At 68.7% G+C, this 23873-nt stretch carries 24 protein-coding genes and 2 tRNA genes; 19 read left to right on the forward strand and 7 right to left on the reverse strand.

The window, feature by feature from the left end; all coding sequences use genetic code 11:
- Positions 1 to 25 precede the first annotated feature (25 nt).
- Positions 26 to 1768, forward strand: coding sequence for a glycoside hydrolase family 35 protein (locus EV138_RS06750; RefSeq protein WP_133977551.1), 1743 nt, complete (start codon positions 26 to 28; stop codon positions 1766 to 1768).
- Here the strand turns inward: EV138_RS06750 and EV138_RS06755 are convergent.
- Entirely contained in the window at positions 1701 to 3107 is a 1407-nt protein-coding gene (locus EV138_RS06755) for an FAD/NAD(P)-binding protein (protein WP_133977552.1), read from the reverse strand. The two genes, EV138_RS06750 and EV138_RS06755, sit on opposite strands and share 68 nt — an antisense overlap.
- A 339-nt stretch (positions 3108 to 3446) precedes the next feature.
- Between EV138_RS06755 and EV138_RS06760 the strand changes: the two genes are divergently transcribed.
- Positions 3447 to 3650 carry a cold-shock protein gene (locus EV138_RS06760; protein ID WP_112239219.1) on the forward strand — a complete coding sequence of 68 codons (204 nt, stop codon included), beginning with the start codon at positions 3447 to 3449 and terminating at the stop codon, positions 3648 to 3650.
- 40 nt (positions 3651 to 3690) lie between these two features.
- On the opposite strand, the gene EV138_RS06765 is transcribed toward EV138_RS06760, so the two are convergent.
- The 3 genes from EV138_RS06765 to EV138_RS06775 all read right to left on the reverse strand — a co-directional run bounded on the left by EV138_RS06765 (position 3691) and on the right by EV138_RS06775 (position 7887).
- Positions 3691 to 4191 (reverse strand): GNAT family N-acetyltransferase, encoded by a 501-nt coding sequence (locus EV138_RS06765; RefSeq protein WP_133977553.1) that lies wholly within the window; start codon positions 4189 to 4191, stop codon positions 3691 to 3693.
- Between the two features lie 81 nt (positions 4192 to 4272).
- Positions 4273 to 4632, reverse strand: a complete 360-nt coding sequence (locus EV138_RS06770; RefSeq protein ID WP_133977554.1) for a M23 family metallopeptidase — start codon at positions 4630 to 4632, stop codon at positions 4273 to 4275.
- 33 nt (positions 4633 to 4665) lie between these two features.
- Positions 4666 to 7887 (reverse strand): AfsR/SARP family transcriptional regulator, encoded by a 3222-nt coding sequence (locus EV138_RS06775; protein ID WP_133977555.1) that lies wholly within the window; start codon positions 7885 to 7887, stop codon positions 4666 to 4668.
- A gap of 185 nt (positions 7888 to 8072) precedes the next feature.
- Here EV138_RS06775 and orn point away from each other — a divergent pair, with 185 nt between their 5' ends.
- The 9 genes from orn (at position 8073) to EV138_RS06820 (ending at position 14614) form a co-directional block, all read left to right on the forward strand.
- On the forward strand, positions 8073 to 8681 hold the full coding sequence (orn, locus tag EV138_RS06780; protein ID WP_133977556.1) for an oligoribonuclease: 609 nt from the start codon (positions 8073 to 8075) through the stop codon (positions 8679 to 8681).
- Positions 8682 to 8739: 58 nt separating this feature from the next.
- A tRNA-His gene (locus EV138_RS06785) sits at positions 8740 to 8812 on the forward strand.
- 322 nt (positions 8813 to 9134) lie between these two features.
- Positions 9135 to 9602, forward strand: coding sequence for a hypothetical protein (locus EV138_RS06790; RefSeq protein WP_133977557.1), 468 nt, complete (start codon positions 9135 to 9137; stop codon positions 9600 to 9602).
- Between the two features lie 36 nt (positions 9603 to 9638).
- Positions 9639 to 10208: a dihydrofolate reductase family protein gene (locus EV138_RS06795; RefSeq protein WP_133977558.1), complete on the forward strand. Its 570-nt coding sequence runs from the start codon at positions 9639 to 9641 to the stop codon at positions 10206 to 10208.
- Positions 10208 to 11239 (forward strand): sigma-70 family RNA polymerase sigma factor, encoded by a 1032-nt coding sequence (locus EV138_RS06800; protein WP_133977559.1) that lies wholly within the window; start codon positions 10208 to 10210, stop codon positions 11237 to 11239. The genes EV138_RS06795 and EV138_RS06800 overlap by 1 nt, the downstream gene beginning before the upstream one ends.
- A 4-nt stretch (positions 11240 to 11243) precedes the next feature.
- Positions 11244 to 11864, forward strand: coding sequence for a TetR/AcrR family transcriptional regulator (locus EV138_RS06805; RefSeq protein WP_202866639.1), 621 nt, complete (start codon positions 11244 to 11246; stop codon positions 11862 to 11864).
- Positions 11865 to 11973: 109 nt separating this feature from the next.
- On the forward strand, positions 11974 to 13188 hold the full coding sequence (locus tag EV138_RS06810; protein ID WP_133977560.1) for a cytochrome P450: 1215 nt from the start codon (positions 11974 to 11976) through the stop codon (positions 13186 to 13188).
- Positions 13189 to 13201: 13 nt separating this feature from the next.
- The gene (locus EV138_RS06815) at positions 13202 to 13396 is read left to right on the forward strand and encodes a ferredoxin (RefSeq protein WP_112239228.1); all 195 of its coding nucleotides are present in this window, start codon (positions 13202 to 13204) and stop codon (positions 13394 to 13396) included.
- Between the two features lie 6 nt (positions 13397 to 13402).
- The gene (locus EV138_RS06820; RefSeq protein WP_133977561.1) at positions 13403 to 14614 is read left to right on the forward strand and encodes an NAD(P)/FAD-dependent oxidoreductase; all 1212 of its coding nucleotides are present in this window, start codon (positions 13403 to 13405) and stop codon (positions 14612 to 14614) included.
- Between the two features lie 491 nt (positions 14615 to 15105).
- Here the strand turns inward: EV138_RS06820 and EV138_RS06825 are convergent, their stop codons facing one another.
- The gene (locus tag EV138_RS06825) at positions 15106 to 16848 is read right to left on the reverse strand and encodes an aminotransferase class V-fold PLP-dependent enzyme (RefSeq protein ID WP_133977562.1); all 1743 of its coding nucleotides are present in this window, start codon (positions 16846 to 16848) and stop codon (positions 15106 to 15108) included.
- Positions 16849 to 16942: 94 nt separating this feature from the next.
- On the opposite strand from EV138_RS06825, the gene tenA reads away from it, so the two are divergent.
- The 8 genes from tenA to EV138_RS06865 all read left to right on the forward strand — a co-directional run bounded on the left by tenA (position 16943) and on the right by EV138_RS06865 (position 22966).
- Positions 16943 to 17611 (forward strand): thiaminase II, encoded by a 669-nt coding sequence (gene tenA / locus EV138_RS06830; RefSeq protein WP_133977563.1) that lies wholly within the window; start codon positions 16943 to 16945, stop codon positions 17609 to 17611.
- The gene (locus EV138_RS06835; protein WP_133977564.1) at positions 17608 to 19161 is read left to right on the forward strand and encodes a phytoene desaturase family protein; all 1554 of its coding nucleotides are present in this window, start codon (positions 17608 to 17610) and stop codon (positions 19159 to 19161) included. The genes tenA and EV138_RS06835 overlap by 4 nt, the downstream gene beginning before the upstream one ends.
- Before the next feature lie 77 nt (positions 19162 to 19238).
- A tRNA-Lys gene (locus EV138_RS06840) sits at positions 19239 to 19314 on the forward strand.
- Positions 19315 to 19701: 387 nt separating this feature from the next.
- Complete coding sequence (locus EV138_RS06845) at positions 19702 to 20013, forward strand: TraR/DksA family transcriptional regulator (RefSeq protein WP_133977565.1); 312 nt, start codon at positions 19702 to 19704, stop codon at positions 20011 to 20013.
- Between the two features lie 76 nt (positions 20014 to 20089).
- Positions 20090 to 20461: a TraR/DksA family transcriptional regulator gene (locus EV138_RS06850; RefSeq protein ID WP_133977566.1), complete on the forward strand. Its 372-nt coding sequence runs from the start codon at positions 20090 to 20092 to the stop codon at positions 20459 to 20461.
- The gene (locus EV138_RS06855) at positions 20458 to 21261 is read left to right on the forward strand and encodes a rod shape-determining protein (protein WP_133977567.1); all 804 of its coding nucleotides are present in this window, start codon (positions 20458 to 20460) and stop codon (positions 21259 to 21261) included. Before EV138_RS06850 ends, EV138_RS06855 begins: the two co-directional genes overlap by 4 nt.
- An 86-nt stretch (positions 21262 to 21347) precedes the next feature.
- Entirely contained in the window at positions 21348 to 22310 is a 963-nt protein-coding gene (locus EV138_RS06860) for a sensor histidine kinase (protein WP_133977568.1), read from the forward strand.
- Positions 22307 to 22966 carry a response regulator gene (locus EV138_RS06865; protein ID WP_238157989.1) on the forward strand — a complete coding sequence of 220 codons (660 nt, stop codon included), beginning with the start codon at positions 22307 to 22309 and terminating at the stop codon, positions 22964 to 22966. The genes EV138_RS06860 and EV138_RS06865 overlap by 4 nt, the downstream gene beginning before the upstream one ends.
- Before the next feature lie 117 nt (positions 22967 to 23083).
- Here the strand turns inward: EV138_RS06865 and EV138_RS06870 are convergent, their stop codons facing one another.
- On the reverse strand, positions 23084 to 23566 hold the full coding sequence (locus EV138_RS06870; RefSeq protein WP_133977570.1) for a universal stress protein: 483 nt from the start codon (positions 23564 to 23566) through the stop codon (positions 23084 to 23086).
- Between the two features lie 39 nt (positions 23567 to 23605).
- On the reverse strand, positions 23606 to 23863 hold the full coding sequence (locus tag EV138_RS06875; RefSeq protein ID WP_133977571.1) for a hypothetical protein: 258 nt from the start codon (positions 23861 to 23863) through the stop codon (positions 23606 to 23608).
- Positions 23864 to 23873 lie beyond the last annotated feature (10 nt).

Genomic DNA, 23873 nt, shown 5'->3' on the forward strand with positions numbered 1-23873 from the left:
GTCCGGAATCTCGAGAAAGAGGCACATGTCCGACTTCACGATCGGTGAGTCCGAGTTCCTGCTCGACGGTGAGCCGTTCCGGATCCTGTCCGGTGCGCTGCACTACTTCCGCGTCCACCCGCAGTCGTGGGCGGACCGGATCGAGAAGGCCCGCCTGATGGGACTCAACACCATCGAGACCTACGTTCCCTGGAACGCCCACAGCCCCGTGCGTGGGACGTTCGGCACCGAGGGAATGCTCGATCTCGCGGCGTTCCTGCGCCAGGTCGCCGAGGCCGGCATGTACGCGATCGTCCGCCCAGGCCCCTACATCTGTGCGGAATGGGACAACGGCGGCCTGCCCGCCTGGCTCTTCGCGGAGCCGGGCGTGGGGGTCCGCCGGTACGAGAAGCAGTTCCTGGCAGCGGTCGAGGAGTACCTGGAGCAGGTACTGCGGATCGTCCGGCCGCTCCAGGTCGACCAGGGCGGCCCGGTGCTGCTCGTCCAGGTCGAGAACGAGTACGGCGCGTTCGGCGACGACCCGGCGTACCTGAGGTTCCTCGTCGACGTCACCCGGCAGGCTGGCATCACCGTGCCGCTGGTGACGGTGGATCAGCCCGAAGACGCCATGCTCGCGGCAGGCGGCGTGGACGGCGTACTGCGTACTGCTTCGTTCGGGTCGCGGAGTGCCGAGCGGCTCCGCACCCTGAGGGCCCACCAGCCGTCAGGACCCTTGATGTGCATGGAGTTCTGGGACGGCTGGTTCGATCACTGGGGAGGTCCGCACCACACGACCTCGGTGGCGGACGCGGCCGCCGAGCTGGACGCGTTGCTGGCGGCCGGCGCATCGGTCAACGTGTACATGTTCCACGGCGGGACGAACTTCGGCCTGACCAGTGGGGCGAACGACAAGGGCGTCTATCGGCCGACGATCACGTCGTACGACTACGACGCTCCGCTGGACGAAGCGGGCAACCCGACGGCGAAGTACGACGCGTTCCGTGAGGTGATCTCCCGGTACGCCGAGGTGCCGCCCGCGACCCCGCGACCGGCCACACCGGCGCCGGCGTTCCGGGTGACGCTCGGTGAACCGGTCCGGTTGCTGGCCAGCCCGGGCCTGTGGGGAAGCTGGAGCGATCACCGCGAGGCGCCGTCGCTGGACGAACTCGATGCCCGGCTGGCGCTTTTCCGGACCGAGATCGACGTCGACGGCGCCACGATGCTCAACGTCGGCGAGGTCCGGGACCGGGCGCAGGTGTTCCTGAACGGGGACCCGGTCGGCGTTCTCGATCGCGAGCAGCACGATCAGGCGATCATGCTGCCACGCGGGCGGGGCCGGCTCGAGATCGTCGTGGAGGACCAGGGCCGGGTCAACTACGGTCCGCGGATCGGCGAGCCGAAGGGCCTGGTGGGTCCGATCCGGTTGGGGTCGGAGTCGTTGGCCGACTGGTCTGTCTGCGCGATCGACCTGGATGCCGTTCCCCGGCTCTGGGAGTCGGCGGCCGTCGGTGCCGCGGGCGTCGGTCCGACTGCGTGGCGCACCACGTTCCTCGCCGAGGAGCCGGCCGATCACTTCCTGCAGACCGATGCCTGGGGCAAGGGTTTTGCCTGGGTCAACGGATTCTGCCTCGGCCGCTACTGGCGACGCGGGCCGCAGCGCACACTTTTCGTCCCAGGTCCGGTGATCCGGGCCGGAAGCAACGAACTGGTCGTCCTGGAACTCAACGCACTGTCGGAACCGACGGCGCAGTTCGTACCGGGACCGTCGCTGGGACCGCTGGAGCTGTGAATCGGGCTTCGGTGGAGAGCAGGTAGGCCACGACGGACCTCGCTACTCCGGCTGCCTGTGAGCGGATCTCCGGCATCGCGGTCGACTCCCACAGACTGCCGCGGCGTAAGGCTCCCAGCGTCCAGAGTGGCGCGTTGTCGTCACCGAGGATGCGGCCGTCGTCGGCTGTTTCGAGTCCTAGTCCGACGTCGCCGCTCCTGGCCAGCCCTTGCGCCAAAAGGTTGCGCAGAAGCGGGTCCACCTTCGCGTCGCCTACGGGGCCCGTGCAGTTGACCACGGCACCGACCGTCATGACCGTGCCATCACTGAGCAGCACCCGCACGGCGTGGCCGGTGTCTTCAGCCGTCACCACCTCGCCGGTGTGCTGGCAGAGCCGCCCTGACTCGCGGACCACGGCCAGCCGCTCTGCCGTGACAGGCGCCATGCGATGCCGGTGCGCATCCCAGGTTCGCGCGTCACCGCGAAGGAACTCCTGCTTGTCACTGGCCGACAACCGCTTCCACACCTGCGAGGTGATCGGCCGCAGCCCGTCGATCGCGGCCCGCCAGTCACCAGTACGCCGTACCGTCTGCGCCACGTGCCGGAGCAAGGCTGAGCGCAGTACGGCGAGACTGTCGGCCTCGGCGAGCTCAGCAGGCGGCGGCACCGGCGGGGTCTTCTCTGAGCGGTGTACCGCAGGGATGACGCCGTGGCGCGACACCGTGTGCACACTGCGACTCGGACGGTCTGCTGCGAGCACTACGTCGACCATGGTGAGTCCGGTGCCGACCAGCAGCACGTCCGAGTCCGGCAGGTTGTCGAGCACGTCGGGGAGCCACGGGTCTGCGACAAAGCGGGCGGAGGCCTGCAGGCCAGGTGGAGCCCACGCAGTGCCGGGCGCCGTACCGCTGGCCACTACGGCGGCGTCGGCGAGCAGAAGCTCACCTGAGTCGAGCTGCAAGGTCACCTGCCCGTCGACGTGGCCTACGGCAACCACTCGGGCATGGACACGCTCCAGGGACCCAGCAGAGCGGGCCACGCAGGCGGCGAGATGGTCGGCGAGATAGTCGCCGTACCGGGCTCGGGCCACGAAGGCGGACGGCTTGATGCCGGGGTCAACGTGCGCGTGCAGCCAGTCGACGAAGTCGTCCGGTTCATCGGGCAGCGCGCTCATCCCGGCCACGGGGACGTTCAGCAGATGCCGGCCGTCGGGCGTCGAGTAGGCCACACCCCGTGCTGTGGCCGCACCGGGGTCGATCAGCACGACCTGGAGCCGGCCGGCATCCAGGAGCCGGGCCGCGGTCAGCGCACCGGCGGCACCCGCGCCGATCACCGCGACCGTCCAGCCGGCTTCCCCCATGTCGACCCCACCCCGCAGGCGTAAAACTCTACTGAATCAATAGACTTACTCGCCTGACGGTAGCCGATCCCGGCCGCGATCGCCAGCAGCACCCGGTGGGCAGGGGCGGCTTCCGACGCGCTGTGCAAGCTGGCGGTAGCGCGACCGGCATTGTGTGCTACCGTTTTCACCGGTTGCAGTTTTGCAGTTCCACGTTCGTTTTGAGACGCCCGCGGAGTTTGTGATCCGCAGGGCGTTTTCTCATTTCCGGGCCTTGGTCCGATGTGGGAGGGCTCGTTCGGCAGCCCGGGAACCGGTATTCGCCGGGACTCGTCAACTCGCCCCACAAAGGAGCAGATCATGGCCAACGGAACAGTGAAGTGGTTCAACAGCGAAAAGGGCTTCGGCTTCATCGCGCAGGACGGCGGCGGCGCCGACGTGTTCGTGCACTACTCGGCGATCACGACGGACGGCTACCGTTCGCTGGATGAGAACCAGAAGGTCGAGTTCGACCTGACCCAGGGCCCGAAGGGCCCGCAGGCGGAGAACGTCCGCCCGGTCTGAACCACCGTGTGACGCAGGCCCGGCTTCGGCCGGGCCTGTTTCATTTTCCGCGCGGCTCGGACTCCCAGCGGACCTCTCCGTCCTGGACCACGTCGGTGCGAGTCAGCCCGACTACCGCCGCCACAGCGGCCGACGCGCCGTGATCCGGGTGAACGTGCGCGACGATCCGCCGTACGCCGTGCGCCTGCAACCAGGTCACCAGGCCCACCGCGGCCTCCTTCGCGTAGCCGCGCCCCTGCCACGCAGTACCGATGACCCAGGCGATCTCCGCCTCGTCACCGGTGACCGTCGCCTGTACGTAGCCGACCAGCGCGTCGTCCTCCAGCGAGCTCGCCACCCAGTTGAGCCAGTACTCTCCCGGCCGACCCGGTCCTGCCACCTGTCGTTCGTACCGCGCAGCCAGCTCCTCCGCCGTCGGCGGACCGCCACCGGTGAACGTGTAGAGCTCAGACGCAGCCAGTACGCCGGCCATTTCCTCGGCGTACTCCACGTGCAGCGGCAGCAAGGCCAGCCGCTCGGTGTCGAACCTGGTGGCGATCATCGGGCAACGGTAGCGCCGAGCGGTCCGGCCGCTCCCTCCTCGGCCGATCCGCCCGGTGCCACTGCGTTGCGACGCAGGCGACTAGGGCAGCCGTGCGTTCGGATGAATGTCGAACCGTGGACTCCGGTGGTCGCCCGGCCGGTACGGCGTGACCCGCTCCTCGTAGTGCAGATGCGGACCCACCGCGACGCCCAGACGATCCCCCGTCTCCACCGTGTCCCCCTGCTGGACCTCCACCTCGGACACCCGACCGTAGAGGTGCCAGATCGCGTTCGACTCGACCACGACCTCGTCACCTGCTGCCCGGACGACGACCCCCGCAAGCGTCGCCCGCACCGGCGTACCCGGCTCGGCACGGTAGTCCCGGCCCGGGTGCGGCCCGCGCTCCCCCGTCACCCCGAACTCGCAGGTCACTCTCGGGTTGTGCACCGGCGCCGCCATGTACCGATGGTCCGGGCGCACCTTCAGAAACCCTTAAAGCCTGGCCGGTGCCGTCGGGTAGGGGGCCGGCTCGACGTCCAGCTCGGCCATGCGCTGCACGTAGGTGCGGTAGGCCCGGCGGGCTTCGCCGTGCGCTCCACTGCTCTGGAACGCAGACACCAGCCCGAGGTGCGCGCGTTCGTCGTACTGGTCTCGTTGCAGGATGCGGAGCAGGTAACCGGCGGCCGCGTCGGGGTCGCGCTTGCTGCGATCGGCCAATACGCGGGCAACGCGGACATACAGAGCCCGGGCTTCCTCGCGCATCCCTGCGGCCCAGTCGGCGTATACGTCCTCTTCCAGGAAGTCACCGCTGTACGACGCTTCAGCGGCGCGCAACATCGTCAGGTCGTTGCTGTCGAGACCGGCTCGCGCATCCCGCAAAAACCCCTCGACGTCGACGGCAGTCTGCTCACCGTCCAGCCAGATGGTGGCTCGGTCGGCGCCGACGAAGCTGTCCGGCGGATACGACTTGTCGGGGTCCAGCACGGACCGCACGGTCGACAGCGCCACCGACAGCCGCGGCGACGCGACCGACTCGCCCTGGTCGGGCCAGAGCAGGTCCAGTAGCTGCACGCGAGCCACTGGACGGCAGCGACGGGCGACGAGGATCTTCAGCAGGTCCCTCGCCTTCTTGGACGGCCATTCGCCAAGCTGCACGGGTTTGCCGTGCCGTAGTACGCGGAAGCCACCGAGGCACTCGATGCGTACTGGAGCGGGCCCTGTCTCTTCACCGGCGGCCAGCGCAGCTGCGGCGTAGCGGGTCGCTCCAGCTGCGAGGAACTGCTGGTGAGCACGCAGCGCCAAGTCCCTGGCCTCGGGACCGTGCGTCCGCCTGGACAGCATCAACTCGGCCCGCGCCTGCCCCAACGGATCGCCCAACTCAGTACGGATGTTCAGTACTTCGTGCAGTGGCTCGGCGCCGCCGTCCGCTGCCGCAAGGAGTTCCAGCGCGTCGGCAAGTCCTGCGCGGTCACGCCGCTTGCGACACAGGGCTGCTGCTTGCTCTGCAGCAACTGCCGCCTCGGCCTTGTTGCCGGCGTGCAGGCTCACCCAGCCGAGGGCAACCAGGGCACTGGACTGACCGAGCACAGGCCCGTAAGCCACGGCCTGCTTGGCCATCTCGGCAAGCTCCGCGGCTCTCTCCGGCTCCTCCCCGGCAAGCACCCGCGCCAGCCCGGCCAACGAGGGCACCAGCGACTGCATGTCCTTCGTCTCGTCGGCCAAGGCGATGGCCTCTTCGAAACAAGCCCTCGCCATCGCCCGGTCGCCACGCTCGCGATAGACCTCGCCCAAAACAGAGAGCGGTTGTGCGACTCGCTTGGACTCCAGCTTCTGGTAGAGCGCCCTGGAACCTTCCAGCTCGCCAATGGCCTCGTCCAGCCGGCCCAGTCTCAGCAGTGCTTCGCCGCGATTATTCAGTGCGAGCGCCCGGAACACCGCGAAGCCGGACCGGTCGGCCAACTCCAGTGCACGGTCAAGCTCTTCCAGGCCGAGCATGTAGTCGCCCTCGGCGATGTGGTGAGATCCACGGTTCACCCGGATGCGGATCGACTGCAGCAGGTCACCTGCGCGCTCTGCGTGGTCCAGCGCGCGCAGGTAATGGGAGGCGTTGCCGCGCGGGTCACTGTCGACCGCGGCCAGCATCGCAAGCACTGTGTGGACGATCGCCAGCGCGCGGTCGTCGCGAGACGTCTTGGCGGCCTGCTGAGCCGCTTCGATCAGTGTGCGGCAGTCGTCGAACTCCCCGCGCAACCAGTGCGCTCCGGCCCACCACGCCTGCAACAGCGCCTCATCGGCCGGCTGGCCGCCGTCGATCCGGCCTCGGCGATAGGTGGCGATGGCAACATCCGTCCGCCCCCGCAGGTGATGGATCAGGCCCAGGCGCCAGGCGATGGCGACCGGGATCTCCCCCTCGGGCCCGATGATCCGGTCGAAGCAGTCCTCCGCACCCTGCCAGTCGCCCAGAACCTGCCTGGCTTCGCCTTCCAGTTGGTCCATCGCCGCGTCGCGCAACTCCTGCGGCAGCATGGTGACGGCAGCGACCACCATCTCCGCCAGCCCACCCGCAACCATCGCGTGCCCGCGCTCGGTCAGCATGCGCGCCGCTTGCGCCGGATCGACGGCCTGGAAGCACGCCAGTGCATCCCGATGGTCCCCGACCGACTCGAACCAGCGGCCGGCCTGCTGGGTCAGTTCGATGATCTCTGCGTCGTCGGTGGACAGCCGGTCGTTGGCGAAGTCGCGAACCAGCGGGTTGAGCTCGTAGCCGTCCGCCTCGCCGGCAGAGACGAGCAGACCTCTCGTCCGAAGCTGTTGCAGCGTGTCGGCACTGTCAGTGAGCCCGATCGCCTGGCACAGCTCGGCCCCGAATCGCGGCAGCACAGCGACGGCGGCCACCAACCGGCGTACGGACGCAGGCTCGGCAGCGAAGACCTCCTCTGCCAGGTAGTCGTACAGCGGCCCGTCCGAACGCAGCGCACGTCGTAACCGGATGGATCGCTCGGCAGCCGGCACAGTCCGCAACGCCTCCACCGCAAGGCGAGTAGCAGCAGGCCACCCCTGTACTGCGGCTTGCAACGGCTCGGCGAGTTCGTCGACCCCTTCACCCAGTACTGCGCGCAGCACCTCCAGGGTCTCCGGCACAGTGAAGGCCACCGCCGTCGCGTCGATCTCCAGCACCTGGCCTCGGCCACGCAACCGGTCTATCCCGAACGGCAGCGCCGTACGGGAAGCCACCACCAGGTGCAGAGACGAGGGCGCCACCCTGACCAGTCCGTCGATCAGCTTGGCTGCCGGGTCGTGCGCATGGATCTCGTGGAGGTCGTCCAGGACGAGGACGAGGTCGTCGTGCAGGTTCTGCTCGAGCGCCTCGGCCAGCACCGCGGCGTACGCGAGTGCTCTGGTCTCCTGCTCGGCGTCTGCGTCCGGCCCACGAGGCCCTTGGAGCTCAGCAGCCAGCACTGCGGACAGTGCGGGGACCTGGCGCCGGAGTGCCTCCACCAGTGCGGTCACCATGGCAGCGAGCGAGCGGTCCTCGGCGCGGACGGTGTGCCAGGCGCAGGGCCGCCCGGCGGCCCAGGAGCCGAGCAACGTGGACTTGCCGAACCCAGCGTCCGCGACGACCGTCACCAGCCGCCGCCGCGCGCCCTCGTCCAGCAGCGCCAGCAGGCGCGGCCGTGCCACCGTCCCCTGCAAACCCGCGCCGTCCCCAGCCATCTGGCCACCTTCCCGTCCCCTGTCGCGAGATTAGTGTCGCGGAGGGGCTGCAGCTACAACAGCACCCTCAGTAGCCGGTTCGCAACGGTGCCGGCACTGATCTCACGCCCAGGAATCCCCGCCACGCCCGCTCCTGAGCCTGCCGGGCGCGACCCTGTCGGCGTGTCGCCGTAGGGTGGGTGCCCATGAACGACCGGCTGGTGTGGATCGACTGTGAGATGACCGGACTCGATCTGGTGGCGGACGCCCTGATCGAGGTGGCGGTCCTCGTCACCGACTACGAGTTGAACGTGCTCGGCGAGGGGATCGACCTGGTGATCGCACCACCCCCGGGCGCGCTGGAGCAGATGGGCGACTTCGTCCGCGACATGCACACCGCCTCCGGCCTGCTCGCCGAACTCGAGCACGGGATCGAGCTCGCCGACGCCGAACAGCAGGTGCTCGACTTCATCGCCGGCTACGTCCCCGACCCGCGCAAGGCCGCGCTGGCCGGCAACTCCGTCGGCACCGACCGCACCTTCCTGGTCCGCGACATGCCCAAGGTCGAGGCCCACCTGCACTACCGCAACGTCGACGTCAGCTCGATCAAGGAACTCGTCCGCCGCTGGTATCCGCGCGTGTACTACGCGACGCCGGCCAAGAACGGCAACCACCGCGCCCTCGCCGACATCACCGAGAGCATCGCCGAACTCAGGTACTACCGGCAGACCGTCTTCGTGCCCCAACCGGGCCCCGACAGCGACACCGCGAAGGCCGCCGCCAGCGCCGTCTCGGCCCCGATTTCAGGGAACTGACGATCGTCGCTATGATTACCCAGCCGTCGCAGTCAGGACGGCAGCAGTACCGAACATGGTGGGTATAGCTCAGCTGGTAGAGCACCTGGTTGTGGTCCAGGGGGCCGCGGGTTCAAGTCCCGTTACTCACCCGGCTGGCCCGGCGTGTCTGCGGAAGGCGCAGACATTGCCGGGCTCTTTTTTTGTGCGCGGTCGCTTCGCTCCGCGCGGGCGGGGGCTTCGCCACCCGCACCCCCTTGCCGGGGGCTGGGGTTCGCTTGGGGGCTCCCTGGCGGGGAGCTGTGTTCGGATGGGGGCCCTCGATGCGCCTCCACTTCTCGCCGGTCCATCGCCGTCCCCACCCCGGTGCGCTCCGCCTTTCCTTGCCGCACGCCTTTTTTGGGTGGGTTTGTGCGGGGGTTGGTGGGGGTGGGCTGGGAGGATCGGGGGGTGAAGTCGGGCAGCGTTTGGTTTGTGTATGGGGTGGCTGTGCTGGTCACGTTCGTGATCGGGGTGGTCGCGTTCGGGGTGTTCGTGTTGTCGAAGGTGTTCGGCGGGGGGTCGACTGAGGAGTCCTCGCCGGCGCCGGCAGTTGTCCAGGCGAGCCCGTCGGTCAGGGCTACACCGGTTCCGCGGAAGAGGGCTGCTCAGGTGTTGGGGGTGCGGGCTGTGGTGGCTGATGCCCGGCAGGTGGTGGTGACGGTGGCGACGCCGGTGGGGTGTGCGAAGAATCTGCGCGCGGTCGCTTATGCCGAGGGGGTCGGCGCGGTCGCGGTGCGGGTCACGCAGGAGGTTGGCGCCGGGTGCCGATGGCAGCGCAAACCTGTGCTGGTCACGGCCAAGGCCCCGGTCGGTGACCGCACGCTGATCGTCAACGGCACCCCGTGGACACCGACCGAGTCCGGCGAATACCAGCAGGCGCTTCGCGCCTCGACGTCCTGACCGATTCCTTTTCCGGGTCCGCGCGGTCTACCTGTCATGACTGAAAACAGACCCCGCCGGCTGGCCCTGTCCGTCCTCGTCTCGCTCAACGGCGTCATCGGCGAACCGATGACCTGGGCCGGACCGTACTTCGGAGAAGGTAGCGCCGCCCATTCCCTCGCCGTCCTGGAGCGCAGCGACGCCTTCCTGATGGGCCGGCACACTTACGAACTGTTCGCGCGACAATGGCCGACGGCGACCGGCCCGTACGCCGACCGGCTCAACCGGATGCCGAAGTACGTGTTCTCGTCGACCCTCACCGAGGCCGAGTGGACCAACACGACCATCGTGGGTGGCGACGTCGTGGCCGGAGTGCGGGAACTGAAAGAGGCGGGCGGCAACGATCTGATGGTCTACGGGCACGGCCGGTTCGGGCAGACCCTCGTGGATGCGGGGCTCGTGGACGAGTTGACTGTCACCGTCGTACCGGTGTTCGTGCCCGGTGGCACGCCTTTGTTCCGCGACGGCGGGCAGGGGCACCATTGGGAACTCGTCCATGCCGGCGAAGGCCACGACCCGGGCCTCGCGACCCTCACCTACCGACCCGCAACCGCTGCGAAGGCCTGATGAAGACGATCTCCAGCGACGACCGCGACCAGTTCCTCGAGGACACCGAGCAGTACCGCTCCGAGCTGCTCGCCTATTGCTACAAACTGCTCGGCTCGTTGCACGAGGCGGAGGACGTCGTACAGGAGACCTGCCTGCGCGCCTGGCGAAGCCAGGACACGTTCGAGGGCCGGTCGTCGCTGCGCACCTGGCTGTACCGCATCGCGACCAACCAGTGCCTGAACGCGCTCGGATCTCCGCAACGCCGTGCGCTCCCGTCCGGATTGTTCGCACCCAGTCAGGATCCGGGCGCGATGATGGCACCCGCCCAGGGCGAAAGATCATGGCTCGACCCGTTCCCGGGACCTGCCGCCCACGAGGGCGACCCGGCCGAGGTCGTCGCGGCCCGGTCGAGTCTGCGCTTGGCGCTCGTTGCCAGCCTGCAGCACCTGCCACCACGGCAGCGGGCGGTACTCATCCTGCGGGAAGCACTCGGGTACCGCGCGGCCGAGGTCGCCGAGATGCTCGAGACCTCCGTGGCCGCGGTCAAGAGCGCTCTGCAGCGTGCCCGCGCCACCCTCTCCGAAGTCGCACCGACCACCGAGGAAGTGGTCGAGCCCGACTCTCCGGAGGCGCGCGCGATCCTCGACCGCTACATGGACGCCTTCGAGCGCGCGGACGTCGAGGCGATGAACGACCTGCTCCGCTCCGACGCGAGGCTCGAACTGGTCCCGTCCGACGTCTGGTTCCAGGGCAAGACCACCTGCGTCGGCCAACTGCGCGCGCGGGCCATGACCCAGCCCGGCCTCTACAAGATGCTGCCGACGATCGCCAACGGCCAGCCCGCGGCCGCCGCCTACTACCGCAAGACCGTCGACGACGAGTTCAGGCCGTTCGCGATCTCGGTGCTCACCGTCGACCGCAGCAACATCATCGCGATCACGGTCTTCGCCGATCCGGCGCTGCTGGCCCGCTTCGGCTTCCCGGCCGAACCGGCAGCCGTCGACGCCGGACAGGTTCCCGGCCGGGCGGGTGACGCTGGGGCAGAATGACGAGATGCCGGACGACGAGACCATCACCGAACAGCGGGTCCGCAACCGTTGGGGCGAGGGCGACCGGCTGCGGGTCGAGATCCTGGAAGGCGCCGGCCGGCTGTTGTCGGAACTCGGTGGCGAGGACGGCCTCACCATCCGCGGCGTCGCCCGGGCGGTCGGGATAGCGCCGGCCAGCATCTACCAGCACTTCGCCGACCGGGCCGCGCTGATCGACGGCCTGGTGGAGTACGAGTTCAGCCAGCTGATGAAGGCGATAACCGCCGCCGACGAGAGCCTCGACCCGACCGACGTGGTGGGCCGGGTGCGCGCCCAGGTGCACGCCCACCGAGATTTCGCCGACGCCAAGCCGGGGCACTACCGGCTGCTGTTCGGGAAGGCCACCCGACGGGCGATCCGCGGCGAGCGTCCGGTGAACGGGCCGCTGTTCGAGGTGTTCACGAGTTTCATCGCGGCCTTCGACCGCTGCGCCGAGGCCGGCTTCGCGCTCCGGGTGCCCAGCCAACGGGCCGCCTCGCTGGTGTTCGTGAGCGTCTACGGGCGCGCGGCCCTGCTGGACGGCGTACGGATCGAACGGCCGGACGAAGACTTTCTCGACGATCTCGTCTCGCTGATCTTCGTCTGAGCTCCTCACGAAGTGTGACCTCTCTCTCACTGTCTGGTATCGCCGGAGGCAGTTACCTAACGTCTGTTCAGTAAGAAAACAATCGTTCGGTAACTCTGGGGAGTCGACGATGTCCGAGATCGTGGAGGAACTACCGACCTATCCGATGAGCCGCGGTCGCTGCCCGTTCGATCCGCCGCCGGAACTGGACCGGCTGCAGGACACCGAGCCGCTGTCCCGGGTGAAACTGTGGGACGGCAGTACGCCGTGGATGGTGACCCGGTACGACCACAGTCGCCAACTGCTCGCCGACCCACGGATCAGTTCGGACCCACGCAACGACGGCTTCCCGTTCTCGAACGCGGCCCAGTCGCAGAACCGCGGCCAGTTCAAGGCGTTCATCGTCCGCGACGATCCCGAGCACGCCGCCCAGCGCCGGCTGGTGACCGCCGACTTCATGATCAAGCGGGTCGAGGCGATGCGGCCGCGGATCCAGGAGATCACCGACGGCCTGATCGACGACATCCTCGCCGGCCCGAAGCCGGTCGACCTGGTGGAGACGCTCGCACTGCCGCTGCCGTCCCTGGTGATCTGCGAACTGCTCGGCGTACCGTACGCCGATCGCTCGCTGTTCCACCGCCTGGGCAAGACGCTGCTCCGGCGTGACAACACCCCCGAGCAGAGCCGCGCCGCGAGCGAAGAACTGCGGGCCTATCTGCGAGACCTCGTGAACCGCCTGGACGCCGAGCCCGACGACGCCCTGCTCAGCCGCCTGATCGTGCAGCAGTTGCGCACCGGGCAGATGGGCATCGAGGACATCGTCGACATGGCTCTCTTACTGCTGATCGCCGGCCACGAGACGACCGCCAACATGATTGCCCTGGGCACCGTTGCACTGCTGGAACACCCCGACCAGCTCGCCGGGCTCCGCGACACCGACGACCCCAAGGTGGTCGCGAACGCCGTCGAGGAACTGCTGCGCTATCTGACCATCGTGCACAACGGCCGGCGTCGCGTCGCGCTGGACGACATCGAGATCGGCGGCCAACTGATCCGCAAGGGTGACGGCGTGATCGTCGCGACCGAGATCGCCAACCGCGACGCCGAGGCCTTCCCGGACCCGGACAAGCTGGACATCCACCGGGTGGCACGGCACCACGTGGCCTTCGGGTACGGCGTACATCAGTGCCTTGGGCAACCACTTGCGCGGGTGGAGCTGCAGGTCGTCTACAGCACGCTCTACCGGCGGATCCCGACGCTCGCCCTGGCCGTCCCGCTGGACGAGGTGCCGTTCAAACACGACATGGCGATCTACGGCGTGCATGCACTGCCGGTGACTTGGTGATGGGAGACAGGGGATGAAGGTCGTTCTCGATCAGGACAGGTGCATCGGGTCGGGGCAGTGCGTGCTGTCGTCGCCCGAGGTGTTCGACCAGCGTGACGACGACGGCATCGCCGTACTGCTGGCCGAACAACCTCCGGCCGATGCCGAGGAAGGTGCGCGGGAGGCGGCCCGGATCTGCCCGGCGCTCGCGATCACGGTGGCGGAGTAGCCGCGCGTGCTGTCGCAGGTGGTCGTCGTCGGTGCCTCGGCCGCTGGGCTCACCGCGGCCGAGGCGCTGCGGCGCGAAGGCTTCGCGGGTGAGCTGACCGTCATCGGCGACGAGGTGCATCCGCCGTACGACCGGCCGCCGCTGTCGAAGCAAATCCTTCGCGGCGGCTGGGAACCGGACCGGATCGTCCTGCGCACCGCTGACCTGCTGGCCGACCTGAAGGCATCCTGGCTCCTCGGTACGCCGGCCGCCGGACTCGATCCCGTCGGGCGCAAGGTGGTGCTCGCGGACGGCCGCGAGATCGGGTACGACGGCCTCGTCATCGCGACCGGGGCAACGCCGCGGCGCCTGCCGTTCGGGCACGACGTGGCCGGCGTACATCTCCTGCGCACGCTCGACGACACGCTGGCGCTCCGCGACGGCCTGCGCTCGGCAGGCTCGGTGGCGATCGTCGGCGCGGGTTTCCTCGGCGCCGAGGTCGCGGCGGTCGCCCGGGAGGCGCGGCTCGAGGTTACGATGATCGATCCCCTGCCCGCGCCGATGATCCGGCAGTTCGGCGCGGAGCTCGCCGGGTTGCTGGCACAGCTGCACCAGTCCCGCGGTGTGAATCTTCGCTGCGGCGTGGGCGTCACCGCGTTGACGGGCGACGACGGGCGGGTGACTGGTGTCGACCTCTCCGATGGCTCACATGTGACCGCCGATCTCGTCCTGGTCGCGATCGGCGCAATCCCGGCGACCACCTGGCTCGCCGGCAGCGGCCTCAGCCTCGGCGACGGCGTGGAATGCGACCAGTACTGCGTCGCCGCGCCCGGCATCGTCGCGGCCGGCGACGTCGCTTCGTGGCACCACCCCGGCATCGGGCGGCGCCGGCTGGAACACCGGATGAACGCCACCGAGCAAGCCACCATCGCCGCGAAGAACCTGCTCGGCGCGCAACTCCCGTTCGCACCGGTCTCCTACTTCTGGACCGACCAGTACGACGTCAAACTCCAGGTCTACGGCCGCTCCGGCGACGACCTCGACTTCCGCATCGTCGCCGGCACCCCCACCGAAGACCGCTTCGCGGCCCTCTACGGCAACGGCCACCACGTCACCGGAGCCCTGACCTGGAACCTCCCCCGCCAAGCCCGCCTCCTCCGCACCCACGTCGCCAACCAAACCCCTTGGCAAGAGGCCCTGGCTTCGATCCCCACCGGCGAACTCGAGGTCGGCCGCTGACCCACCGCGAGCAAACGCCGGCGGCGCTTCCCCGACGCGAGCTCAACGCCCGGCGGCGCTGCCCGGACGCGAGCTCAACGCCGGGCGGTGGTGCCCCGACGCGAGCTCAACGCCGGGCGGCGCTGATCCACCTGCGTCCGGCGGCAAGGAGCGTGGCGAGGCGACCGGCGAGTCTGGTTCGCCAGGTGATCTGCGGTCTAGAGGGTGCGAGCGGATCGACCTTCCTGTGCACCGGTCTGGTCGGGTAGGTCGCCGCCTCTCGTCCCGCGCGCGATGGGCGGCTGCTGGGACGAAGGCTGTGCGGCGTACGGCCGAGTGGCTGGTGGGCTACCGTCTGGCGTTTTCGGAGGACTCTTCGGTGCGCTGTAGCGCGTTCGGCATCATCACTGGTCATCGGATCCACCTCCGCGCCTCCAGTGACCGTTGCCCATGGCACGCACACGTCGGAGAGCAGGCTGTGACAGCGTTGTTACATGCTGTCGCCTGGTCTGTCAGCGCGACGGGCGGGTGATGCAGGTGGCGGGGAGGTCGAACCAGCGGAGGTGGTCGAAGTCGGAGTTGACGGTGGCCTCGTCGGCGGGTGGCGCGGTGTGCTGGCAGGCCGAGAGGAGTTGGCGGGCCTCGGCCAGGTAGCCGTCGAGGGCGGACTCCGGAGCGGTGTCGTTGTGGTGCGGGTAGCGCAGCGTGCCGTCCGCGTCGTAGCCGACTTGGGACAACCGCATCGGCGGCTCGACCGGACCGCGATGGTGTTTCCAGAGTCCGTTGGCCGGGTCGAACCGGTAGTCGCACAGCAACCGCCAGCCGTCCCGTGCGACGAGCTTCACCGCCTCCACGACGTACGAGAAGACCGCTTCGGAGATGAAGTAGTTGAAGTTGACCCGCACCCAGCCGGGCTTGATTCCCTCGCAGCCGTGCATGATCTCCGCGGCGAACTCCGCCGACTGCTGCAGGTCGATCCCGAGCAGCGTGTGCCCGTACGGTCCCGCGCACGAACAACCGCCCCGGGACTGGATCCCGAACAGATCGTTGAGCAGGGCAACGACGAAGTTGTGGTGCAGGTAGCGCCCCGACGGCGCCTTCACCACGAACGAGACGATCGACAGCCGCTCGGCGTCCAGGTTGCCGAGGATCTGGATGTTCGGCTCCTCGCGCCACGCCTCGACGGCGCGCCGCAGGTAGGCGTCCTCGTGCGCGCGGATCACGTCGATTCCGACCGCCTGCTTGAGCTGGAACACCAGCCCGGCCCGGATCGACTCGATGATGGCCGGCGTCCCGCCCTCCTCGCGGTGGACCGGGTCGTCGAGGTAGCGGTGGTCGTTCGGGTTCACGAACGCGACGGTGCCGCCACCCGGTACGTCGGGGACGCGGTTGTGCAGCAGGTCGCGGCGCGCGACCAGCACGCCCGGCGTACCGGGGCCGCCGATGAACTTGTGCGGACTGAGGAAGATCGCGTCCTTGTACGACAGCGGGTCGGCCGAGCGCCCGCCGTACATGTCGATCTCGATGTACGGCGCGGCGGCGGCGAAGTCCCAGAACGACAAGGCGCCGTGCCGGTGCAGGAGCGCGGAGACCCGCTGGGTGTTGCTGACGATGCCGGTCACGTTGCTGGCGGCGGAGAACGAGCCGATCTTGAGCGGCCGATCGGCGTACCGGACGAGTTCTTCCTCGAGCCGCGGGATGTCGATGTGGCCGTCCGAGTCCTGGCCGATCGTCACCACGTCCGCGATCGACTCGCGCCACGGCAACTCGTTGGAGTGGTGCTCGTACGGGCCGATGAAGACGACCGGGCGGCGCTCGGGCGGGATCCGGTCGGTCAACTGGTACTCGTCGTCGAGGCCGGCCGGGATCCGCAGGCCGAGGACGCCGATCAGCTTGTCGATCGCGCCGGTCGCGCCGGACCCGCAGAAGATCACCGCGGTCTCGTCGTCGCCGCCGACGCTGTCGTGGATGATCTTGCGGGCGTCCTCACGCAGGCGGGTGGTCTGCAGGCCGGTGCCGCTGGACTCGGTGTGGGTGTTCGCGTACCGGGGCAGCACTTCGGCGCGGATGAAGTCCTCGAGGAAGGTCAGCGCCCGGCCGGACGCGGTGTAATCGGCGTACGTGACCCGGCGCTGCCCGTACGGACCGGGCATCACCTGGTCGTCGCCGATCACCGACGACCGGATCCGGCTCAGCAGCGGGGTGTCCGGCGGCATCGCGAGCCGGTCGCTCGGGGCCGTCTCCTGGATCGTCATGGCGTCAGGGTAAGCCGGTTCGTGAAGTTCGTCTCCTGCCAATCGTCGGTGCGCTTGGCTAGGGTTCTCAGCAGTCGACGGTGAGGAGCTGGGGATGACGTTTTCCGCGGAATTGTGGGAGCGCGGCGCCGCGAAGGTGTACGAGGAGATCCTGCGGCACCCGTTCATCACCGGGCTCACCGACGGGACGCTGGAGCACTCCGCCTTCCGCTACTTCATCATCCAGGACAGCCACTACCTGCGGGCGTACTCGCGTGCGCTCACCCTGGTCGCCGCCCGGGCCACCTCCGAGGACGACGTACGTCTCTTCGCGACCCACGCAGCCGAGGCGATCGCGGTCGAGCAAGGTCTGCATTCGGAGTTGCTGGGGTCGCTGGGGCTGGAATCGGCCGACGTCGACGCTGCCGGGTCGCGGCCGACGACCACGGCGTACATGTCCTATCTGACGGCTGTCTGCGCGACGGGCACGTACGCCGAGGCAGTGGCCGCCGTGCTGCCCTGCTACTGGATCTATCGCGACGTCGGCCGGGAGCTGCTCAAGCGGTCGTCGCCGGATCCGATCTACGCACAGTGGATCTCGACGTACGGGTCGGAGGAGTTCGACGCGGTCGTAGAGTCGGTCCTGGCGGTCACGGATCGGCTCGGCGACGAGGTCGGGCCGGGTGAACGCGAACGGTGCCACCGGCACTTCTCCACCACCACCAGGTACGAGTGGATGTTCTGGGACGCCGCGTACCGCGAGCTGGATTGGCCGGTCGGATGAAGGATTTCTACGACGTCGTGATCGTCGGCGGCGGCCACAACGGTCTCGTCGCCGCCGGCTACCTGGCCGGTGCCGGGCTGTCCACGCTCGTGCTGGAGCAGCAGGGGCAAACGGGCGGCGCCGCGGTCAGCCAGCAGGTGTTCCCCGGCGTCGACGCGCGTCTGTCGCGGTACTCGTATCTCGTCAGCCTGCTCCCCGACAAGATCGTGGCCGACCTCGGACTGTCCCTGGAACTCCGGTCCCGCTCCGTCGCGTCGTACACGCCCGTACGCCGGGGAGGGCGCGACCTGGGTCTTCTGGTCGACCGCCCCGAGGGCGCCGCCACTCGCGCGTCCTTCGCGACGTTGACGGGAAGCGACACGGAGTACGACGCCTGGTCTGCCTTCTACGGATCGGTCAGCGAGCTCGCCGCAGTCGTCGCGCCGACCCTGCTCGAACCGCTGCTGCCCGCGGCGGAGTTGCGTCGCCGGGTGAATCCGGCGTTGTGGGAGGCACTGGTGGAGCGGCCGCTCGGAGAGGTGATCGAGCAGCGGTTCGCCGACGACACGGTGCGGGGCGTGGTCGCGACCGACTCGGTGATCGGGACCTTCGCCGGACTGCACGACGAGTCGCTGATCCAGAACCGGTGCTTCCTCTACCACCTGATCGGCAACGGCACCGGCGAATGGCGAGTCCCGGTCGGCGGCATGGGCGCCGTGACAGATGCCTTGGCGACTGCCGCCCGGCGGGCTGGTGCTTCGTTGGTGACGAACGCCTCGGTGACCTCGGTGCAAGCCGACGGGAAGCGGGGTTCCGTGACGTGGCTCGGCGGTGACGGCGAGCGTTCGGTCGACTGCTCCTTCGTGCTGGCCAATGTCGCGCCGGCCACGTTGGCCGGGTTGCGCGGCCTGGGCGGTGTGGCGCGGCCTGAGGGCTCCCAGCTCAAGATCAATCTGCTGCTGTCGCGGCTCCCCCGGCTGCGCTCGGGTGACGACCCAGCGCGCGCCTTCGCGGGGACCTTCCACATCGACGAGGACTACTCGCAACTCGAATCGGCTTATCTTGAAGCCGCTGGTGGCTCGCTGCCCGCAGTACCGCCGTCCGAGGTCTACTGCCACTCGTTGACGGACCCCTCCATCCTGAGTCCTTCGTTGATTGCCTCCGGGCACCACACGCTGACGGTCTTCGGCGTCCACTTCCCGGCGCGACTGTTTGCCTCCGACAACGATGCCGCCCGCAACGAGTCCGTCCGCCGCGTGCTGGCCGGCCTGGAGTCGTACCTGGCCGAACCCCTCGAGCCCTGCATCGCCCGCGACGCCGAGGGCAACCTCTGCATCGAGGCCAAGACGCCGTACGACATCGAGGCATCCGTCGGCATGCCCGGCGGCCACATCTTCCACGGCGACCTCCAGTGGCCCTGGCTCGACAACTCCGCCGACGCCGGCCGCTGGGGCGTCGAGACCGACGTCGCCAACCTCCTCATCTGCGGCTCCGGCGCCCGCCGAGGCGGCGCCGTCAGCGGCATCCCCGGCCACAACGCCGCCCAGGCAGTCCTCGAACTACACCCCTGAAACTCCCACCCCGAACCGATTTCGCATCCCCCCACCACCCCTGCTACGATCCTCTTCGTTCGAACACAACAGAACATGCGCCGCTAGCTCAATTGGCAGAGCAGCTGACTCTTAATCAGCGGGTTCGGGGTTCGAGTCCCTGGCGGCGCACCAGCACCACCCAGGCCCAGGCAGACATCGCAATCTGTTCCTGGGCCTTTGTGCGTCCGGGGAAGTGATATCCCCCACGCCGACTCCTTCGTCGCCGGCTCCCACCCACCCCAAACCGCCGCTCCTCCGTCGCGGCTCGTGGCCGAGTGCGGGTTGCCTCCTGCCGAGACGGCGGCCCGCTCTCCCAACTGGCTCGTCGCGACCCTCCGCACCGAAGCAGCCGCCGGTATCCGCCTCCTCGAATGGGTGTTGGCACCGATGGTCGCGGCGGGTGGCGTCGGACATGGTTGGTGGTAGGACACACCTGAGGCAACGGCACGCAGCGCGCGGCCGCGTCGGCGTTATCGGCGTAGAGCTTCAGTCCCGTGTTCGCGAAAGGACGAAGCTTCGATGACCACCGTGGGCCGACCATCGACCCTGACCACGCACGACGCCCGCCGGCGGCTGGAACACGAACGCAGCTCGCGGCTGACCCAACTCGAAGCGATCGAGGACGGCGCGGCGCTCGCGGACGAGGAGCTCAGCAAGGCTCAGACAGTCGCCATCCGGCGCGTGCTGGCTGAGATCCGAGCCGCTGAGGACCGTCTCATCGACGGCTCGTACGGCGTTTGCCAGGACTGCGGGACACGAATTCCGGTCGAACGGCTGGAGATCCTGCCTTACGTGCGCTTCTGCGTGAACTGTCAGCAACGCGCTACCTGAACAGCCCAGGCGCGCAACAGCCCGACGAGCTTCGTCGCGCGGTCCCGTCCACCCGAACTCTTAAGGGCGTGAAGTCTTGAGCTATCCGTTCGCCACCATCAACGAAGTCGAGCTGACTCCGGAGGACGTGATCGCCTTGCGGACTGCCCTTCGGGACGAAGGCGCGTTCCGCCGTGAGCAACTCGCCGGGCTCGCCGAGACCTGGCCACTGGACACTGCCCAGCCGCACACTCCGCATGCGACGGCCCGCGAGGAGGTGCTGCACGCGCTGGCCGAGGCCGCTCAGAACGTGCTCACCGATGTCGAGGCAGCGCTCCACCGACTGGAGACCGGCCACTACGGCAGCTGCCATCTGTGCGATCGTCCCATCCCGCTGCCCCGGTTGCGCATCCTGCCCCACGCCCGGTACTGCGGCCCCTGCCACCAACTCAAGGAGACTCTGGCGTGACGATTCCGCGCCCGCCGCTGCTGCGGAAGCGCGGCGCGTGGGCGGCCGGCCGGCGTACGACCGGCATCGCCATCGACCTCGGCAGTGCACGCACCCGCGCGTGGATTCCCGACCGCGGTCTGGTCTTCGACGTACCGACGACCACGTTGTCCGGCGGGGAGGTGTGTCATCCCGTGCGGCGCGGAACGGTCGTCGATCCGGACGCGGCTGCGAGCATGCTCGACCACCGACTCGGCCGCCCCGCCGGCTTCGGTCGCTACTCGATCGCCGTCGTCACCATCCCTGTTCTGTGCACCGACCATCACCGCAGTACGGCGCTCACCGCGCTGAAGGTCCTCGACGCGCGCACGGTACTGACCATCCACAGCGTGAAAGCCGCAGCACTCGGAGCAGGCGCCGGCCTCGACCAGCCGCTGCTGGTGGTGGACGTCGGGGCCCACCTGACCGAGGTCGGTCTGCTGGTGGACGGTGGCGTTACGCACGGCCGACGGATCGAGGCCGGAACGTCCGATCTGGGGGCGACCACGACCGTTGCCGAACTCGTGCAGTCGATCGTCGCAATGGTGACCGGTCTTCTGCGCCTGGACTGCGGCGGGCAGGTTGTCGATGCGCTGGAGCGTGGGCCGCTGCTCACCGGGGGCGGCGCACTCCGTCCGGAGATCACCTACCGGCTGGCCAAACGGCTCGTCGCCCCCGTGCGGCCGGCTGCCGCGCCCCAGTTCGCCGCCGTTCGTGGAGCCGGCCTCGCCTTGGTGGCCGCCGGCCACCACCCATCCGTCCCGCTCGAGGGCCTGCTGTGACCCACCCGCGATTCCAGGCCTACATCACGGTCAGCTGGTTCGGGTGGATAGTGGGCAGGGCAGGGATTGAGAGAGGCGACCGTGCGATGGCCTTGTTCTGGCGGATCTTCGGACTGAATGCGTTGGTGCTCGGCGCTGCAACGGCGTTGCTGCTCTGGGCGCCCGTGACAGTGTCCGTGCCGGTGGCGCTGACCGAGGCGGTCGTACTGATCGTCGGCATGGTTGTGATGCTTGTCGCCAACGCCGTACTGCTGCAGGTCGGTCTGGCTCCGCTCGAGCGGGTCACCCGCCGGATGGCGACCGTCGACCTGCTCCGTCCGGGCCAGCGGCTCTCGGTGGCCGGGCACGGCGGCGTACCAGACCTCGTCCGGGCGTTCAACGACATGCTGGACCGGCTGGAGAACGAACGCGCCACCAGCAGCGCGCGTGCCCTGTCTGCCCAGGAAGGCGAACGACACCGGATCGCCCAGGAACTCCACGACGAGGTCGGCCAGAGCATGACCGCAGTACTGCTCGAACTGAAACGAGCCGCCGACCGCACCGCGGATCCAGTACTGCGAACCGATCTCCTGCATGCGCAGGAAACCACCCGGTCAAGCCTGGACGACGTACGCCGGCTCGCGCGCAGGCTGCGCCCCGGCGTACTGGAGGATCTGGGTCTCATCAGCGCACTGACCACGCTGGCCAGCGATCTGTCGACCCATACCGGGCTGGCGGTACACCGCCACTTCGCCTCCGATCTGCCCCGATTGGACCAGCCGACCGAACTGGTGCTTTACCGGGTCGCGCAGGAAAGTCTGACCAACGTCGCCCGGCACGCCGAGGCGACCGAGGTCTCGGTGCGGTTGGACAGCGCCGGCGATACCGTCCAGCTGGTGATCTGTGACAACGGCCGCGGTATCGGCCTCGCGCACGAAGGCGCCGGCATCCGCGGAATGCGCGAGCGTGCGCTGCTGATCGGAGCGACCCTGGACCTGCAGTCGGTTCCCCACGGCGGACTCCAGGTCAGCCTGACCGTACCGCTGTCCCCCGAAGGCGGATCACGGTGACACAGCAGCGACAGATCCGCATCCTCCTCGCCGACGACCATGCGCTGGTACGGCGCGGCGTACGACTCATCCTCGACAGCGAACCCGACCTGACCGTCGTCGCCGAAGCCGGCGACGGCGCGGAAGCGATCGCCGCAGCCAAACGCCAGCCGGTCGACCTGGCGATCCTCGACGTCGCGATGCCGCGGCTGACCGGTCTGCAGGCAGCCCGCGAGTTGTCGGTTCTCCTTCCCGAGCTACGGATTTTGATGCTGTCGATGTACGACGACGTGCAGTACCTCTTCCAGGCGCTCCGATCCGGTGCCTCGGGCTACGTGCTCAAATCGGTCGCCGACCGCGACCTGGTGGAAGCGTGCCGGGCTGCCATGCGCGGCGAGCCCTTCCTCTATCCAGGCGCGGTCACCGCGCTGATCCGCGACTACCTGGACCGGGTACGGCGTGGCGAGAGCCTGCCGACGCAGGTCCTCACCGCCCGCGAGGAAGAGGTCCTGAAACTCGTTGCCGAGGGCAACTCCTCCAAGGAGATCGCGGAGACGCTGTTCATCAGTGTGAAGACCGTCGAGCGGCACCGCGCCAACATGCTCCACAAACTCGGCATGCGCGATCGGCTCGACCTCACCCGCTACGCCATCCGGGCAGGCCTGATCGAGCCCTGACCAAATCTCGAATTCCTGTGCGTGGAGAACCGCGCGATCAACTCGTTCTGGAACCGCTTGCGCTCTCGGCGCCCGGCCGCGGTCGCCTCGATCACCTACGCCAGCCCGTCGGAGGCGTCACCGATGCGGCGCACCCACCCGGCCACCTCCAGCTGCCTCTGCTCGGGAGTTCGTCGTACCCGGAGGAACGATTACCACCGGCACGGTCGCATGTTGAGCGATTTGCTGGCTGACCGAGCCCAGCAGGAGCCCGGCGAAGCCGCCTCGTCCGCGTGAACCGACGACGAGCAATGCACCACCACGAGCGGCATCGATCAGGGCCGGTGCGGCAGGTCCTTGGACGAGTCGCAGTTCAGGCACGATCGCGAGGCTGGTCGTGTCTACCGATGCGACGGAATCAGCAAGGATCGCTCGCGCCGTGTCGGCCAGTGAGACGGGGTCGGCCAGCGTCGCGCCGTACGGTGACATCACGGCGGCAGATGGCTGCCACGCATGTACTACGACAAGCCGCGCGCCACGCACCGAGGCTTGTGCCACCGCCCACTCGAGTCCGCGCTGTGCCGGCTGACTGCCGTCGACGCCAACCACTATCTTTTCCATTTCTCCTCCAGTCGTTTCGTTGGGCCTTCGCGCGGCGCATCAGCCGAGCAGCCGCCTACCGATCTCGACGTCCGCCGGTCGAGCTTCGAGACCGGACCTCCCTCTCGTGATCGCCAGCACCTGGGCGCTGTCGGCTGCGGGTCTTCGACGGGAAACAGTCGCCGGCGGCCTGGCTGAGGTTCGCCTCTTGGTCCGATGCACCCTGGCGACGACTCGGAGGGTGGTGATGAACACCAGCACCCCGAGAATCATCAGAACGACGTTGTCGCTTCCGCTCGACGCATCCATGCCGACCATCTGCTCCTCC

Source organism: Kribbella voronezhensis (assembly GCF_004365175.1).
Lineage (GTDB): Bacteria > Actinomycetota > Actinomycetes > Propionibacteriales > Kribbellaceae > Kribbella > Kribbella voronezhensis.